The sequence below is a fragment of the Zobellia uliginosa genome (assembly GCF_018860745.1).
GTDB lineage: Bacteria > Bacteroidota > Bacteroidia > Flavobacteriales > Flavobacteriaceae > Zobellia > Zobellia uliginosa_B.
In genome coordinates this window covers 1107169-1121936 of the sequence record NZ_JAHKPY010000003.1, presented here as the reverse complement: position 1 = coordinate 1121936, position 14768 = coordinate 1107169, and the positions used below count along the sequence as shown (strand labels likewise).

General features: G+C 37.3%; 14 protein-coding genes. 5 read left to right on the top strand and 9 right to left on the bottom strand.

Annotation, left to right across the window (positions count from 1 at the left end):
* Positions 1-24 precede the first annotated feature (24 nt).
* Complete coding sequence (locus KO521_RS08650; RefSeq protein WP_215939490.1) at positions 25-1653, bottom strand: acyl-CoA carboxylase subunit beta; 1629 nt, start codon at positions 1651-1653, stop codon at positions 25-27.
* Between the two features lie 73 nt (positions 1654-1726).
* On the opposite strand from KO521_RS08650, the gene KO521_RS08645 reads away from it, so the two are divergent.
* The 3 genes from KO521_RS08645 (at position 1727) to ettA (ending at position 4703) form a co-directional block, all read left to right on the top strand.
* Positions 1727-2722: a Gfo/Idh/MocA family protein gene (locus tag KO521_RS08645; RefSeq protein ID WP_215939489.1), complete on the top strand. Its 996-nt coding sequence runs from the start codon at positions 1727-1729 to the stop codon at positions 2720-2722.
* A gap of 61 nt (positions 2723-2783) precedes the next feature.
* Entirely contained in the window at positions 2784-2966 is a 183-nt protein-coding gene (locus tag KO521_RS08640) for a CAL67264 family membrane protein (protein ID WP_013995358.1), read from the top strand.
* 45 nt (positions 2967-3011) lie between these two features.
* Positions 3012-4703, top strand: a complete 1692-nt coding sequence (gene ettA / locus KO521_RS08635) for an energy-dependent translational throttle protein EttA (protein WP_215939488.1) — start codon at positions 3012-3014, stop codon at positions 4701-4703.
* A gap of 72 nt (positions 4704-4775) precedes the next feature.
* Here the strand turns inward: ettA and KO521_RS08630 are convergent, their stop codons facing one another.
* Together KO521_RS08630 and KO521_RS08625 are read right to left on the bottom strand one after the other, a co-directional pair.
* Positions 4776-5582, bottom strand: coding sequence for an MBL fold metallo-hydrolase (locus tag KO521_RS08630; RefSeq protein WP_215939487.1), 807 nt, complete (start codon positions 5580-5582; stop codon positions 4776-4778).
* Between the two features lie 10 nt (positions 5583-5592).
* A complete protein-coding gene (locus KO521_RS08625; protein ID WP_215939486.1) occupies positions 5593-6054 on the bottom strand; it encodes a GNAT family N-acetyltransferase in 462 nt (153 codons plus the stop codon).
* Between the two features lie 162 nt (positions 6055-6216).
* On the opposite strand from KO521_RS08625, the gene KO521_RS08620 reads away from it, so the two are divergent.
* The gene (locus KO521_RS08620; RefSeq protein ID WP_215939485.1) at positions 6217-7104 is read left to right on the top strand and encodes a hypothetical protein; all 888 of its coding nucleotides are present in this window, start codon (positions 6217-6219) and stop codon (positions 7102-7104) included.
* 84 nt (positions 7105-7188) lie between these two features.
* On the opposite strand, the gene fumC is transcribed toward KO521_RS08620, so the two are convergent.
* Entirely contained in the window at positions 7189-8586 is a 1398-nt protein-coding gene (gene fumC / locus KO521_RS08615; RefSeq protein ID WP_215939484.1) for a class II fumarate hydratase, read from the bottom strand.
* Positions 8587-8747: 161 nt separating this feature from the next.
* Between fumC and KO521_RS08610 the strand changes: the two genes are divergently transcribed.
* The gene (locus tag KO521_RS08610) at positions 8748-8918 is read left to right on the top strand and encodes a hypothetical protein (RefSeq protein WP_215939483.1); all 171 of its coding nucleotides are present in this window, start codon (positions 8748-8750) and stop codon (positions 8916-8918) included.
* 126 nt (positions 8919-9044) lie between these two features.
* Here the strand turns inward: KO521_RS08610 and KO521_RS08605 are convergent, their stop codons facing one another.
* From KO521_RS08605 to KO521_RS08585, 5 genes are all read right to left on the bottom strand, one after another.
* Entirely contained in the window at positions 9045-11543 is a 2499-nt protein-coding gene (locus KO521_RS08605; RefSeq protein WP_215939482.1) for an outer membrane beta-barrel family protein, read from the bottom strand.
* 1 nt (position 11544) lies between these two features.
* Positions 11545-12054 (bottom strand): hypothetical protein, encoded by a 510-nt coding sequence (locus tag KO521_RS08600; RefSeq protein ID WP_215939481.1) that lies wholly within the window; start codon positions 12052-12054, stop codon positions 11545-11547.
* A 202-nt stretch (positions 12055-12256) separates the two neighbouring features.
* Positions 12257-12598: an arsenate reductase (glutaredoxin) gene (arsC, locus tag KO521_RS08595; RefSeq protein WP_215939480.1), complete on the bottom strand. Its 342-nt coding sequence runs from the start codon at positions 12596-12598 to the stop codon at positions 12257-12259.
* Positions 12599-12642: 44 nt separating this feature from the next.
* A protein-coding gene (prfB, locus tag KO521_RS08590; RefSeq protein ID WP_252729946.1) for a peptide chain release factor 2 occupies positions 12643-13744 on the bottom strand; the annotation gives its coding sequence in 2 pieces (ribosomal slippage) (positions 12643-13677 and positions 13679-13744; 1101 coding nt in all).
* Positions 13745-13840: 96 nt separating this feature from the next.
* Positions 13841-14698 carry a transglutaminase-like domain-containing protein gene (locus KO521_RS08585; RefSeq protein WP_215939479.1) on the bottom strand — a complete coding sequence of 286 codons (858 nt, stop codon included), beginning with the start codon at positions 14696-14698 and terminating at the stop codon, positions 13841-13843.
* Positions 14699-14768 lie beyond the last annotated feature (70 nt).

Sequence of the window (14768 nt, the reverse complement as noted above, 5' to 3'; positions counted from 1 at the left end):
TTGCTTTAGTTTTTTATAGTAGGTCTACACTTGAATAACCCCCAAATTAAAATCTTTCTCAATTGGCGCATGGTTTGCAGCCTCTATTCCCATTGATATCCATTTGCGGGTATCCAAAGGATTTATAATAGCATCCGTCCAAAGACGTGAAGCTGCATAGTATGGAGAAACTTGGTTGTCATACCTACTTTTGATTTTATTAAAAAGTTCTGCTTCCTTCTTTTCGGTTAGTGTTTCACCTTTCTTTTTCAATGATGCTTTTTCAATCTGTAGCAAAACTTTGGCAGCAGAATTACCGCCCATTACGGCAAGCTCAGCACTGGGCCAAGCTACAATCAATCTTGGGTCATATGCTTTTCCGCACATAGCATAATTTCCTGCTCCATAGCTATTTCCAATTACGATAGTGAATTTAGGCACTACGGAATTACTAACGGCATTCACCATTTTAGCACCATCTTTAATGATACCACCATGTTCACTTTTACTACCCACCATAAAACCTGTAACATCTTGCAGGAATACTAGAGGAATTTTCTTTTGGTTGCAATTGGCTATAAAACGGGTGGCTTTATCAGCGGAATCGGAATAAATAACCCCACCAAACTGCATTTCACCTTTTTTGGTCTTTACTACTTTACGTTGGTTGGCAACAATACCCACTGCCCAGCCGTCTATTCTAGCGTAGCCGGTTAGAATGGTCTTGCCATAGCCTTCTTTGTATTCTTCAAACTCTGAGTTGTCCACTAGGCGCTTTATAATTTCGCCCATATCATACTGGTCCGTCCGGGTATTAGGAAGAATGCCAAATATATCATCTTGATTCTCCTTTGGTTTTACGGCTGGCTTTCTGTTATATCCGGCTTTATCAAAGTCACCAATTTTATCCATTATGTTTTTAATGGTGGTCAGCGCATCAGCATCATCTTTGGCTTTATAATCGGTTACACCGCTTACTTCACAATGCGTAGTAGCTCCACCTAGAGTTTCATTATCTATGGTTTCTCCAATGGCGGCTTTTACCAGATAACTTCCTGCCAAGAAAATACTACCTGTTTTATCGACTATTAAAGCTTCATCACTCATTATGGGTAAATAAGCGCCGCCAGCAACACAACTACCCATAACCGCAGCAATTTGGGTAATGCCCATACTGCTCATTACAGCATTGTTTCTAAATATTCTGCCAAAATGCTCTTTGTCAGGGAAAATCTCATCTTGTAATGGAAGGTAAACACCTGCGCTATCCACCAAGTAAATAATAGGCAAGTGGTTTTCCATGGCAATTTCCTGCGCACGTAGGTTTTTCTTTCCTGTTATAGGAAACCAAGCTCCGGCTTTTACCGTTGCATCATTGGCAACAACAATACATTGTTTGCCGGAAACGTATCCAATTTTTATAACTACTCCGCCAGATGGGCATCCACCATGTTCTTCGTACATGCCATCACCTACAAAAGCGCCAATTTCAACACTATCTTTATTTGTATCCAAAAGATAGTCAATGCGCTCGCGAGCTGTCATTTTCCCTTGAGCGTGTTGCTTTTCAATACGCGCTTTACCACCTCCCAGTTTTACGTGGGCCAAGCGCCTTTTAAGGTCGCTTAAGAGTAATTTGTTGTGATCTTCGTTCTTATTAAATTTTAAATCCATTTTTTTGCCTTGACATTTCAATGCTTAAAGATAAGGAGTAAAATTGTTTACATTTGAAAAAATCGAAAACTATATGGCACAAGAAGTACGTTGGGGAATTGTAGGGTTAGGAAGTATTGCCCACACTTTTGCTAAAGATTTGGCTCTGGTTTCAGGAGGTACACTTACCGCCGTTGCTTCTAGAAGTAAAGATAAAGCTAAGGAATTTGCTAATGAATATGGTGTAGACCACACTTTTGATAGTTATGATGCTCTTTTTGATTCTAATGAAGTTGATGTAGTTTATATTGCCACTCCGCACACGTCTCATGAAAGTTTAAGCGTAAAAGCTATGGAGAAGGGAAAGCATGTGCTTTGTGAGAAGCCTATGGGCGTTAACCCTGAGCAAGTTGAGCAAATGATTGCCGTTGCGGAAAAGAATAAAGTGTTTTTAATGGAAGCCTTGTGGAGCCGTTTTAATCCTTCCATTCAAAAAACAAAACAACTTATACAAAATGGAGAAATTGGTTCAATTGGGTTTATTCATGCTGATTTTGCTTTTTATGCTTTGGGAAGGGATGCTGAAAATAGACTTTTGAATCCCAATCTGGCAGGAGGGTCTTTGTTGGATATAGGTATATATCCTATCTTTCTATCCTATCTGATGCTGGGAATGCCTAAAAAAATACAAGCTTCTTCTCATTTTTATAAAACAGGAGTAGAAATGCAGACTTCAATGATTTTTGAATATGAAAATGCACAAGCAATTCTATATAGTGGACTGAATTCAAAATCAGAGATGAAAGCTGAAATATCAGGGAGTGAAGGCAGTATTTTTCTTCACTCAAGGTGGCACGAAGCGCAGGGGTATACAATAGAAAAACAAGGTGAATTGATTGATTACGGACTGCCTACTCATGGCAGGGGTTATACCTATGAAATTGAAGAAGTCCAGGATTGTTTAATTTCCGGACAACTCCAAAGTAATATTTGGAGCCATCAGAATAGTAAGGATTTGGCCCGGCTTCTGTATGAGGTACGGCAAAAATCTGGAGTTATTTTTCCTTTTGAGGAACAAAAGCAGGCTTAGAGCCTTAAAATATTTTAAAAATTACGATATTTGAAGTTACCGAAATTGAAACCGAATTAACATGGGAATGAATAAAAATACCGTTTTGGCATGGGCCACATTTATTATGATTTTTGTGGGTCTGGCACTAATTGCTTTAGGGGCTTTTAGATACGATGAAGTTGCCGGTTGGGGATTTGCCTCCGTTGGAATAGGATTTTTTGCTATTGCTTGGGTGTTTAACGCACTTAAAGGAAGAGTTTAGTTAAATTTTATAATATCCTTTTAATAAGCTATTTAACAACACAATATGTCTGATGATAAGAAGGTGATTTTCTCCATGTCAGGAGTCACCAAAACATATAAGAACGCGAATACGCCCGTTCTTAAAAATATATATTTAAGTTTTTTCTACGGAGCCAAGATTGGTATTTTAGGTCTCAACGGATCAGGTAAATCTACTTTGCTTAAAATCATTGCTGGAGTTGATAAGAACTTCCAGGGCGATGTTGTTTTTTCTCCGGGTTATAAAGTAGGTTATTTAGAACAGGAGCCTGAATTGGATGAAAATAAGACAGTTCTTGAAATTGTAAAAGAAGGGGTAAGTGAGACCGTAGCCATACTTGACGAGTATAACAAAATCAACGATATGTTCGGGCTTCCTGAAGTATACGAAGATGCAGATAAGATGCAAAAGTTGATGGATAAGCAAGCCGAACTCCAAGATCAAATTGATGCATCTAATGCCTGGGAGCTGGACACGAAGCTGGAAATAGCAATGGATGCGCTTCGCACGCCTGACCCAGATAAGAAAATCGGGGTGCTTTCCGGAGGTGAAAGAAGACGAGTTGCCCTTTGCCGTTTGTTATTACAGGAGCCGGAAATACTATTATTAGATGAGCCTACCAACCACCTTGATGCAGAATCCGTGCACTGGTTGGAGCACCACTTAGCGCAATACAAGGGTACGGTAATAGCCGTAACTCACGATAGATATTTCTTGGATAATGTAGCGGGCTGGATTTTAGAATTAGATAGAGGTGAAGGTATTCCTTGGAAAGGGAATTATTCTAGCTGGTTAGACCAGAAATCCAAACGTTTGGCAGAAGAAAGCAAAACTGCTTCTAAAAGACAGAAGACATTAGAACGAGAGTTGGACTGGGTTCGTCAGGGGGCTAAAGGCCGTCAGACTAAGCAAAAGGCGCGTTTAAAGAATTACGATAAGTTAATGAGTCAAGACCAAAAGCAACTTGATGAAAAACTGGAAATCTATATTCCAAACGGTCCGCGTTTGGGTACAAATGTATTGGAAGTAGAGGGTGTAAGTAAAGCCTATGATGATAAATTACTTTATGAAGACTTAAATTTCAAATTACCGCAAGCAGGAATCGTTGGGGTTATTGGTCCAAACGGTGCTGGTAAGACTACTATTTTTAGAATGATCATGGGAGAGGAAACTCCTGATAAAGGAGATTTCAAAGTAGGGGAGACGGCAAAGATTTCCTATGTGGACCAAAGTCATTCTAACATAGACCCGGAAAAAACAATCTGGCAAAACTTTAGTGACGAACAAGAGTTGGTCATGATGGGTGGCCGTCAGGTAAATTCCAGGGCATATTTAAGCAGGTTCAATTTCTCTGGAAGTGAGCAAAATAAGAAAGTCAATATGCTTTCTGGTGGTGAGCGTAACCGTCTTCATTTGGCTATGACATTAAAAGAAGAGGGTAATGTGTTACTTCTAGATGAGCCTACTAATGATTTAGATGTCAATACATTAAGGGCGCTAGAGGAAGGGCTTGAAAATTTTGCGGGCTGTGCGGTAGTTATCTCTCACGACCGTTGGTTCCTGGATCGTATTTGTACTCATATTTTGGCCTTTGAAGGTGATTCTCAAGTTTATTTCTTTGAGGGTTCATTCTCCGATTATGAAGAGAACAAGAAGAAACGTTTGGGTGGGGATTTAATTCCTAAGCGTATTAAGTATAAGAAATTGATTAGATAAATAGAATCTATTTTATATAACAAAAGCTCTTAGAGAATTTCTTTAAGAGCTTTTTTTATGGACTGTGATTTTTTAATAGTCTTCCTTTGGGTACCAATCCAATTGAATTACTTCAATCTCAGGATCACCGGCATTAATCAATTCTTTGAATTTGGAAACATCACTAACATTTGGTTTGCCTCTATAATGGTATGGGTAAACCTGCGTTGGTTTAAAAGCTAATACCCCCTCCGCAGCACTTTCGGGTGTCATAGTGTAGGGGAGGTTCATACATATAAATGCTTTATCTATATTTTTTAAAGCTCTCATTTCTGGTATATCTTCGGTATCACCTGAAAAATAGATTCGTTGACCATTAATATTTAATATATATCCGTTACCTCGTCCTTTTTCATGGAACTTTAATGCCTCTTCTCTTAAATTATACATGGGCACAGCTTCAACAGTAATTCCGTAGCGTTCCTTATGCTCACCATTATTTAAAACATCAATCTGTGGGGTAAACATTTCGGGCAGTTTATCGGCAACGGCTTGTGGAACGATTATTTTAGCCTTATCGGTTCCTAAGGCTTCTATGGTTTCTAGATTAAAGTGGTCTCCATGAATATCGGTAATTAATATCAGGTCTGGAGATTTAAACCCTTCAAAAGCTTCAGACCCTCCTACAGGGTCTATGTATATTGTAATATTGTTCCATTCAATAACGGCAGTTGCATGTTCCACAGGTGTTATTTTTACCTCAGGAATAGTTACTTCATCTATTGATGTGTCTTTTGCAGTATCTTTCACTTCCGTTATAGCTTCCTTATTTTTTTTATTCTCTTTGCATCCCAGGAAAAGGACACTACAGCTCAATAGTATAAATAAAAGTTTTTTCATTATCTTCTTCTTAAAGGGTTAATTGCATTTTAATATTACTTCTAGCGTATTCTACATGTTTTTCTATTGGAACTTCTTTAAACCCGAACTTTTTATAAATATGTAAAGCAATATCCAATTTTGTACTAGAGTATAGAATAAGTGTTTCCAAAGCTATTTCTTTGGCAAATTCTATAGCGAAGGATAACATCTTCTGACCAATTTTAAGTCCTTGATATTCCGATGATACGGCCATTTTTCCCAACTCAAAAGTAGTGTTGTTTACAGGCAAAAGAGCGAAACACCCTGTTATAGCATCTTCTTTTTCCGCAAAAAATATATATCCTCCTTTATCCATTATATGTTCTTTACAATTTTCCAACAAATAAATATCCATCGGTTCAACCGAAAAGTATTGCTCTATCCATTTACGGTTCAACTCTTTAAAAATGGTGGCATGCACGGGTTTGAAAGGTATAATTTTGATTGACATAAGATTCCGTTTATTTCATACAGATGTTTAAAGTTACTATATCGTAAACTTTTGATTGACTTATTATTTGATTTTTTTACATCAAAAAATCTAAATAGAAAATCCTTCCGTATATACAGCGATACAAACCAATAATTTTTATTAGTAATTAATATTAACATTATGACTGAAACAAAAAACAACAATGGATTAAAAGTGCTGGCAGGATTGCTAGGTGTAGTACTTTTGGGTACCATAATTTACACTGTTAGTCTATACCAAGAAAAAAAGAAAAACGAAACTGCCCTTACGCAAGAGAAGCAATTGGTAGTTGAGGATTTAAATAGCTTAAAGTCTGAATATGATAAAGCTATCTTAGAAAGCAATGCTACAAATGAAGAGTTGGTTTCAGCAAGAGATAATATTGCAAAATATATCGATTCAGTAAAAAGCATGAAAGCTGATATTTCTTCTCTTTCTAAATACAGGAGACAGGTTAGTGTTTTAAAACAAGAAAGAGAGCATTTGCTAAAACAAGTTGATTCACTTACCAAGTCCAACACTTTTATTGCAATGCAGAGAGATAGTACATATACTGAATTAGAGAAACAAACTGTTTTTAATGATTCTTTGGTTGTACAAAATACACAGTTGGCCGATGTAGTTGAGAAAGGTTCTGCTCTAAACTTATCTAAGTTTAGTGTTGATGCTGTTAAAGAGCGTAGCAGTGGTAAACTGGTTTCTACTTCTAGAGCTAAGAGAAGTGACAAGTTTAAAATCTGTTTTACTGTTGCTGATAACGTTATTGCTCAAGCTGGTGACAGAGAATTTTTTATTGAAGTTCTTGACCCACAAGGAAACGTTTTAGGGGAAAGCTATTCTAAGACCAATGATTCTGGAGCTTCTGTAACTTATAGTAAAGGAACAGGTTTCTATTACGAGAATAAATCTTTGGATGTATGTGATTACATTAGTAAGCCTGCAGGAGATTTTAAAGAAGGAAATTATATGGTGAATGTTTATGATGATAGATTAAAATTATTGGGAACTTCCAAGTTTACTTTAAAATAGTAAACACACTATCCATTAAATATAAATGGAAAGGGGCAATCATAAGATTGCCCCTTTTTTTTTATTCCCAATTTCGCAGCTTGTCTATTTTAGACTTCCTACCATATCTTCTGGTTTCACCCATTCATCATAATCTTCTGCGGAAACATAGCCTAGATTTACAGCTTCTTCTTTTAATGTGGTTCCGTTTTTATGTGCCGTGTTGGCAATCTCGGCAGCTTTATAATATCCTATTTTTGTATTCAGAGCGGTAACCAACATTAAGGAGTTGTTTAAAAGTTCTTTGATTACTTCGTGATTAGGCTCGATCCCAGCGGCACAGTTCACATCAAAACTTACGCAAGCATCACCAATCAATTCAGCGGACTGAAGAATGTTAGCGGCCATCATAGGCTTAAACACATTAAGTTCATAATGCCCTTGTGTTCCTCCAACGGAAACCGCAACATCATTACCCATTACTTGGGCACAGACCATTGTCATTGCTTCACATTGTGTTGGGTTAACCTTACCGGGCATTATTGAGCTACCAGGTTCGTTTGCCGGAATTATGATTTCTCCAATTCCCGATCTAGGACCGGAGGCCATCATACGAACATCATTGGCTATTTTATTTAGGGAAACAGCTAATTGTTTAAGAGCGCCATGACTTTCTACAATAGCGTCATGTGCCGCTAAAGCTTCAAATTTATTTTCTGCCGTACGAAAAGGAAGTCCGGTGAACTGGGCTATGTATTTGGCTACTAGAACATCATACCCTTTTGGTGTGTTCAATCCTGTTCCTACTGCCGTTCCTCCAAGAGCCAATTCACTTAAGTGGTCCAAAGTGTTATTCAAGGCTTTTAGACCATGGTCTAATTGCGAAACGTAGCCAGAAAACTCTTGACCTAAGGTTAGGGGAGTAGCATCCATTAGATGTGTCCTACCTATTTTAACCACTTTAGCGAAATCTTTTGATTTCTTATTTAAAGTATCACGTAGTTGAGTTATGCTGGGTATGGTATTCTGTACAATTTTTTTATAAGCGGCAATATGCATTCCTGTAGGAAAGGTGTCGTTAGAAGATTGTGATTTGTTCACATCATCATTGGGTTGGATTGTTTTTTCCCCTTCACCTATTTTTTTTCCGGCAATTTCATGAGCGCGATTGGCAATAACCTCATTAACGTTCATGTTACTTTGCGTACCCGATCCAGTTTGCCAGATAACCAACGGAAATTGATCGTCAAGTTTTCCTTCTAGGATTTCATCGCAAACTTGAGAGATAAGGTCTCTTTTGTCTTTAGCAAGTACGCCAAGCTCACAATTTGCGTAAGCAGCAGCTTTTTTGAGATAGGCAAATCCATAAACCACATCCAATGGCATAGATGCAGAAGGACCTATTTTAAAATTATTTCTAGAACGTTCAGTTTGGGCGCCCCAATATTTATCACTGGGCACCTCTACTTTGCCCATGGTATCTTTTTCGATTCTAAAGCTCATTATCAGTAGTATTACGTTAGTTAACAAAGGTACTGTTTCGTCATTTTAATTCCTCCTTGAGGCTTTAATTTTTTGGCTTTTTTAAGTTATACCATTTTTTTCGATTTCAATTTGCAATTTTCATACTTTCTAAAGTATATTTGTAATGCAAAATGTAGAACATGGAATTTGATCAGTATCTTGGATTTTTAGCATTTTTAACCATCTTAACGATAGGGTTTTGGTTAATGATTTTCTTATTGACCTTTGTGGTACCATATTGGTTAGGTGGGAATATTATGGAACTCTATAAAGAGTGGAGAGACAAGAAGAAAGCAAAACGTAGCGTGTAAACGTTTTATATAAGTTAAAAGCAGGAAATTAAATTGTCAATTTCTTGCTTTTTTATGTTTTAAATACACTTAAAAAGCCCTGCTAATAAATTAATTTTAGCAGGGCTTTTATTTTAAGAGTAATTTTTATCCTTCCATTTCGTCTTCTCCGCCCCCGTTTTCATTGCCACCCCTACTGTTTTTGCTATTACGCTCTTTGGTTTGGTTTATTCTATACCTAAATGATAAAGTAATGGACCTAGGTCTGTATTGAAATTCACTTCGAGAAGTAAAATCGTCAGATACGGTATAGGATTGTCTTTTTCTGGAGTTCAATAGGTCACTTACATTTAGGGAAAGTGTACCCTTATCTTTCATAATATCCTTACTGAAAGCCAAATTCAGGGAAAGCATACTTTGGGTTTCGGTCTGGGAGTTTTGTCTTGGTCCCATATAAAACGCATTTGTTTGCCATTCTATCTTCTTAGGTAAGCTTACCTTAGAACCAAAACGGGCAAACCAACTGGTGTTATCCGTTCCATAATCTACGCCATTAAATTCCCCTTCGCTTGAAAACTTAAAAAAGTTGACACTAGTATTAAGCCGAAGCCATTTTTTAGGATTGTAAAGTATACCTGCTTCAGCGCCTATTCTTTCGTTGGAGGATAAGTTTATAGGAATAGATCTAATAATGCGAACACTATCCGTTGTAGTTTGTCCAGTGGCTTCTTGAATATATTCAAAGGAATTGGTTTCACGTTTGTAATATACGGAAGAGGTAAGTGTAAGCTTGTCCCATCGCTTTAAATATCCTAAATCGTATGAATTTGAATAGGCCGGATCCAAATCCGGATTTCCTTGAAAAATATTAGCTCTACTGGATCTAGATGGGAAAGGGTTGATAAAACGACCTCTGGGTCTATTTATCCTACGATTATATCCTAGTGAAATGTTCTCCATTTCACCAATTTCAAAAATTAAGTTCAGAGTAGGGAATAGGCCCAGATAATTTTTGTCAAAATTTAAATCTACATCTTGGCCTAGTGCCTCCTCTACGGAGGAAGTATCGTAGTCTGAGGTAACTTCTCCTTTGAGTTGGGTATTTTCTAAACGTAAACCGGCTAGAAAAGAAAACTTACCATATTTGTTTCCGTATTGCGTATACACGGCGTTTACGTTTTCTTCGTAATTAAATTTATTGGTTAAATCTTCATTCGTAACAAAAAGTCCCGTAGTTCTGTTTAGAGAATCCAATTTGTAGTCTGTAACTTCTTTTTCAAAGGTTCCTCTATAACCCGCTTCAAACTGAGCATCGCCCATAGGTAGGACATAATCTGCCTGAACCAGGTATTCATCCTGAATTTCATTTTGATAAACACTTTCTAAGGTATTTAAGCTTGCATTGGGAAACGTATTATTGTCATCTATAGTGGAATTTTCTACTTCGTCGCCGTTTGAGTATTGAAGATCTACTGTTAATTTCTGGCCGGCATCATCAATATTGTTCATGTAGTTTAGGGAGAATTGATAGTTTTCTTCATCTTCCAGTTCAATCTCTTCCCTAAAACTTTGTCTGGTAAGCAAACCATCTTGAAAGTAGTTACTGTAATTTTCCGTAAGGTCATCACCATCTTGAAAACGCATAAAAAAGCTTCCGGTTATGGAGGATTTTTTATTAATGAAATATTCAACACCAAAATTGTTGTTTAGTCCTTTGCTTCTGCGAGTGTAGTCTCGATTTTCATTGATTTGGTCATATTGGCCATTGGTATATGAATTCTCATAGAAAGCATGTCCAGGAGAGTCGTTATACCTATAACCTATAGTATTGAAAATATTGAAGTTGTCCGTTCTTAAATTCGCGTTAACAGATATACCGCTTTGCCCAGGGTATCCTATGTTTACGTTTACAGAACCGTTAAAGCCCAATGTTTTTTCTCTTTTAAGAACTATATTTAAAATACCAGCCGTACCCTCGGCATCATAACGTGCGGAAGGACTCGTGATTACTTCTACCTTCTCAATGGCGTCTGCAGGAAGTTCTCGCAAGGCATCTGTAGAACCAAAACCAGCCAAAGCTGATGGTTTTCCGTTAATTAAAATTCTCACATTTTCATTGCCCCGTAGACTAATTGCACCCTCCACATCAACATTTACTGAAGGCACATTGTTAAGGGCATCGCTAATAGTTGCACCACTAGTGGTAAGGTCTTTCCCTATGTTGTAGATTTTTTTGTCTAGACGAACTTCTACCGTGGTTTTTTCTCCAACAACTTCCACACCTTCTAGCTGTGAAACGTCTAGTGCAAGTTTTATAGTACCAAGATCTATGGACTCACTTAGTAGCTGATTGGGTAGCTTATAAGTCTTATATGATATGTATTCGATACTAATATTATATTTTCCGGGAAGAGCTTCAACTTTGAAGTTCCCATCAATATCTGTAATACCCCCTGTTACTTTTTGAGGATTTTCAACACTGTGAAGTACGAGTGTAGCGTATTCTAAAGGTAATCCATCATCTTTGTCCAGTACCGTTCCGGTAATGGTTATGGGTTGTTGTTCTTGATTTTGTGGCCTCTGCGGCCGTTGTGCGAATATACTTTTCGATAACAGTAACAGGGCAATCAAGAACGTTTTTTTCATGTCAGTCTTTAGATTTCTTCTTCTTTCGTTTCTTCTCCCGTTTCTTTTCTTTCTTTGTCTTTGCTACGCCCTTCTTTTGCATAGCCACAAAAGCATCATACTTCTCAATGGGAAGTCCCGCCTTTAGCTCCTCATCCTGGGCTTTTGTTATTTTCTCCATCCCTTCGCGCATTTGCTCAGGAGTAAGTTGAAGAATCTGCATTTCGATTCTTTTCTGCAGATACTTCTTCAATACGGAACTCATTACCGCAGTTTCAAATTCGTTGAGCTCTAAGGCTTCGGCAATACCTGGCATTTCACCATCTACGATTTGTTCGGCAGTCTTTGGTTCCGGTTCTTTTGGAGTCTCTTGTACTTGAGGTATAGCGCTACGTTGTCTTCCGTAACCACCTCCGTAACCACCCCCACCATAGCCATAGCCGCCACCTCCGTAACCATACTGAGCTATTAAATCAGGGCTGGAAAGCAATAAGACAAAAAATAAAATAACGTATGGGATATTGTTTTTCATGACGATATCAGTTTATAGGATTGTAATTTTTAAAAATAGTTTAACTAGACTTGGTTAAAGCTTTGTTAAAATGGAAATTGCAACAAATGTACCAAAATATTAAAGAGCCAAAACAATTTAAATGCAACTAGGCATCCCGTTGTAAATCAACGGAATACCTAGATTCTCAATGTTCATCTAATAGTCGATGAAAAGGCCTAATCTATATAATTCCATCAATTAAATTAACTGGCCTACCAATAACAGCTTTTCCGCCATTAACAACAATTGGTCTTTCAATTAGTTTTGGATATAAAATCATAGCATCTAAAACCTCTTCATTGGATAAAAGTTTACCCCTGAAATTATCTTTCCAGATTTGCTCGTTTTTTCTAACCAACATCTCTGGTGTAATACCTAAGCAATCTAATACTTGTCTGAGTTCTTCTTTGGAAGGTACTTCTTCTAGATATTTAATTACTTCATACTTTTTACCTGATTTTTCAAGTACTTGAAGTCCTTCACGGGATTTTTGACATCTTGGGTTGTGATATATTTTAATCATTTCTAAATTCTATTTGTCTTTATAATTCATTTAAGGAAGCTATTCTATTCCTCTTCTTTTTGTCCCATCATCATTAGATATGCCTTTAGAAAAGCATCAATATCACCGTCCATAACAGCATCTACATTACCTGTTTCTTCTGCCGTTCGCACATCTTTTATTAATTTGTACGGATGCATAACGTAGTTTCGGATTTGAGAACCCCACTCAATTTTCATTTTTGAGGATTCTATTTCTTGGCGAGCTTCCATTTTCTTTCGTAGCTCTATTTCATACAATTGCGATTTCAACATTTTCATTGCCGTGGCTCTATTGTCATGCTGACTTCTAGAATCCGAGCATGAAATCTGTATGCCTGTAGGATGATGGACCAGTTGTACCTTGGTCTCTACCTTATTTACATTCTGGCCACCGGCACCACTTGATCGCGCTGTGGTTATAGTAATATCTGCTGGATTGACGTCAACTTCAATACTGTCATCAACAAGTGGGTATACATACACAGAAGCAAAAGAAGTATGCCGTTTGGCATTACTGTCAAAAGGTGAAATACGAACTAACCTATGTACACCATTTTCGCCTTTTAACCATCCAAAAGCAAAATCGCCATCGATTTCCAATGTTACGGTTTTTATCCCGGCAACATCTCCTTCTTGATAGTTAAGCTCTTTAACTTTGTATTTGTTCTTCTCTGCCCACATCATATACATACGCATGAGCATAGAGGCCCAATCGCAGCTTTCAGTGCCTCCGGCACCAGCGGTAATTTGGAGAACGGCAGGAAGTTCATCACCTTCTTCCGAAAGCATGTTCTTAAACTCAAGCTTTTCTAACTGTTCTACTGCTTTGGTATATTGGGCGGTTACTTCTGCTTCGTTATCCTCGCCCTCTTGCTGAAACTCCAGTAAAATCTCTACATCATCAACCAATGTTTTGGTAGCGTTATAATCATCTACCCACTGCTTTTTAGACTGTATGAATTTCATATGAGCCTGGGCTTCTTGAGGATTGTCCCAGAAATCAGGAGCTAAAGTTTTCTCCTGTTCGTTTTCTATTTCAATAAGTTTCGCATCAACGTCAAAGATACCTCCTTAACGCACCAAGGCGATCTTGAAGACCCTTGAATAGGTCTGTAGTAATTGTCATTCTATTCTGTTTTCAAACAAAAATACTACTCTTTTTTATCTATTCTATAGTTAATTATTGAATGTTTCCAAAGCAAAGGAAACCAGTAACAGAAATCTACTGCTGGTCTTGACTGCTAACTACTACAGAATGAACAGTTTCATTTTTTCCCGTTGAAAATACGACTCCTCTTAGAGGAGAGCAATTACTGTAATCTTTACCATGCGCAATTTTTATATGGTCTGTACCAGCAAGAATATTATTTGTAACATCAAAACCGATCCAACCAACAAAGGGCACGTAGGCTTCTGCCCATGCGTGCATTTGTGAATCCCCAAAATAACCATTGCCCTGATGCAAATAACCCGAAACATAACGTGCAGGTATACCATTTAACCTTGCGAAAGCACAAAACAAATGTGTAAAATCCTGGCAAACACCCTGGCGGATATTTAGTAACTCGCTCAGTTTGGTATAAACATCTGTGGCTTCTGAGTTAAATTTTATATAGTGGTGAGTAAAACTACTTAAGGCACGAAGGTTTTCAAATACAGATTGATTAGTGTCAAACGTAAATAGATTTTTGCTTTTTTCAGGAATAAGGGTATAATCCGTTGTTTTTAAAAAAGTATCATGGTCAACCTTAAAATCTAACTCTTGAATTTTTTCGAATGATTTTTGCACATCTCCTTCCGGTTCAAAATCAAAAGGATTTATTTCTTTTTTTATCAATTTAAAATTCGCTTCAAAGGCAATGCTTTTAAATTCACCTTTAGGATGTACCCGAATGGTTTTAAAACCATATCCATTTATGGAAAATTCACTTGTGGCATCTAGTGAATTAGTGAAGTCTATGCTAATAAATTGTTGTGAATCATTCTCTTCTGGTATGATAAGAAATTGCCAATAGGCTTCGCGTACGGATTCTTCATAAGTGTTTTCCGCTTTGTATGTAATTGAATATTCTAAAGACATTATGTGATTGTGGGTTCGTTAAGTAAGGTTGAAAAATCTATTTTACGATTTAAATTCTTTATAAGATAGG

Bases quoted from the DNA above. Each gene is read 5' to 3' on its own strand.
- KO521_RS08650 (WP_215939490.1), bottom strand. From the start codon at position 1,653: ATGGATTTAAAATTTAATAAGAACGAAGATCACAACAAATTACTCTTA.
- KO521_RS08645 (WP_215939489.1), top strand. From the start codon at position 1,727: ATGGCACAAGAAGTACGTTGGGGAATTGTAGGGTTAGGAAGTATTGCC.
- KO521_RS08640 (WP_013995358.1), top strand. From the start codon at position 2,784: ATGGGAATGAATAAAAATACCGTTTTGGCATGGGCCACATTTATTATG.
- ettA (WP_215939488.1), top strand. From the start codon at position 3,012: ATGTCTGATGATAAGAAGGTGATTTTCTCCATGTCAGGAGTCACCAAA.
- KO521_RS08630 (WP_215939487.1), bottom strand. From the start codon at position 5,582: ATGAAAAAACTTTTATTTATACTATTGAGCTGTAGTGTCCTTTTCCTG.
- KO521_RS08625 (WP_215939486.1), bottom strand. From the start codon at position 6,054: ATGTCAATCAAAATTATACCTTTCAAACCCGTGCATGCCACCATTTTT.
- KO521_RS08620 (WP_215939485.1), top strand. From the start codon at position 6,217: ATGACTGAAACAAAAAACAACAATGGATTAAAAGTGCTGGCAGGATTG.
- fumC (WP_215939484.1), bottom strand. From the start codon at position 8,586: ATGAGCTTTAGAATCGAAAAAGATACCATGGGCAAAGTAGAGGTGCCC.
- KO521_RS08610 (WP_215939483.1), top strand. From the start codon at position 8,748: ATGGAATTTGATCAGTATCTTGGATTTTTAGCATTTTTAACCATCTTA.
- KO521_RS08605 (WP_215939482.1), bottom strand. From the start codon at position 11,543: ATGAAAAAAACGTTCTTGATTGCCCTGTTACTGTTATCGAAAAGTATA.
- KO521_RS08600 (WP_215939481.1), bottom strand. From the start codon at position 12,054: ATGAAAAACAATATCCCATACGTTATTTTATTTTTTGTCTTATTGCTT.
- arsC (WP_215939480.1), bottom strand. From the start codon at position 12,598: ATGATTAAAATATATCACAACCCAAGATGTCAAAAATCCCGTGAAGGA.
- KO521_RS08585 (WP_215939479.1), bottom strand. From the start codon at position 14,698: ATGTCTTTAGAATATTCAATTACATACAAAGCGGAAAACACTTATGAA.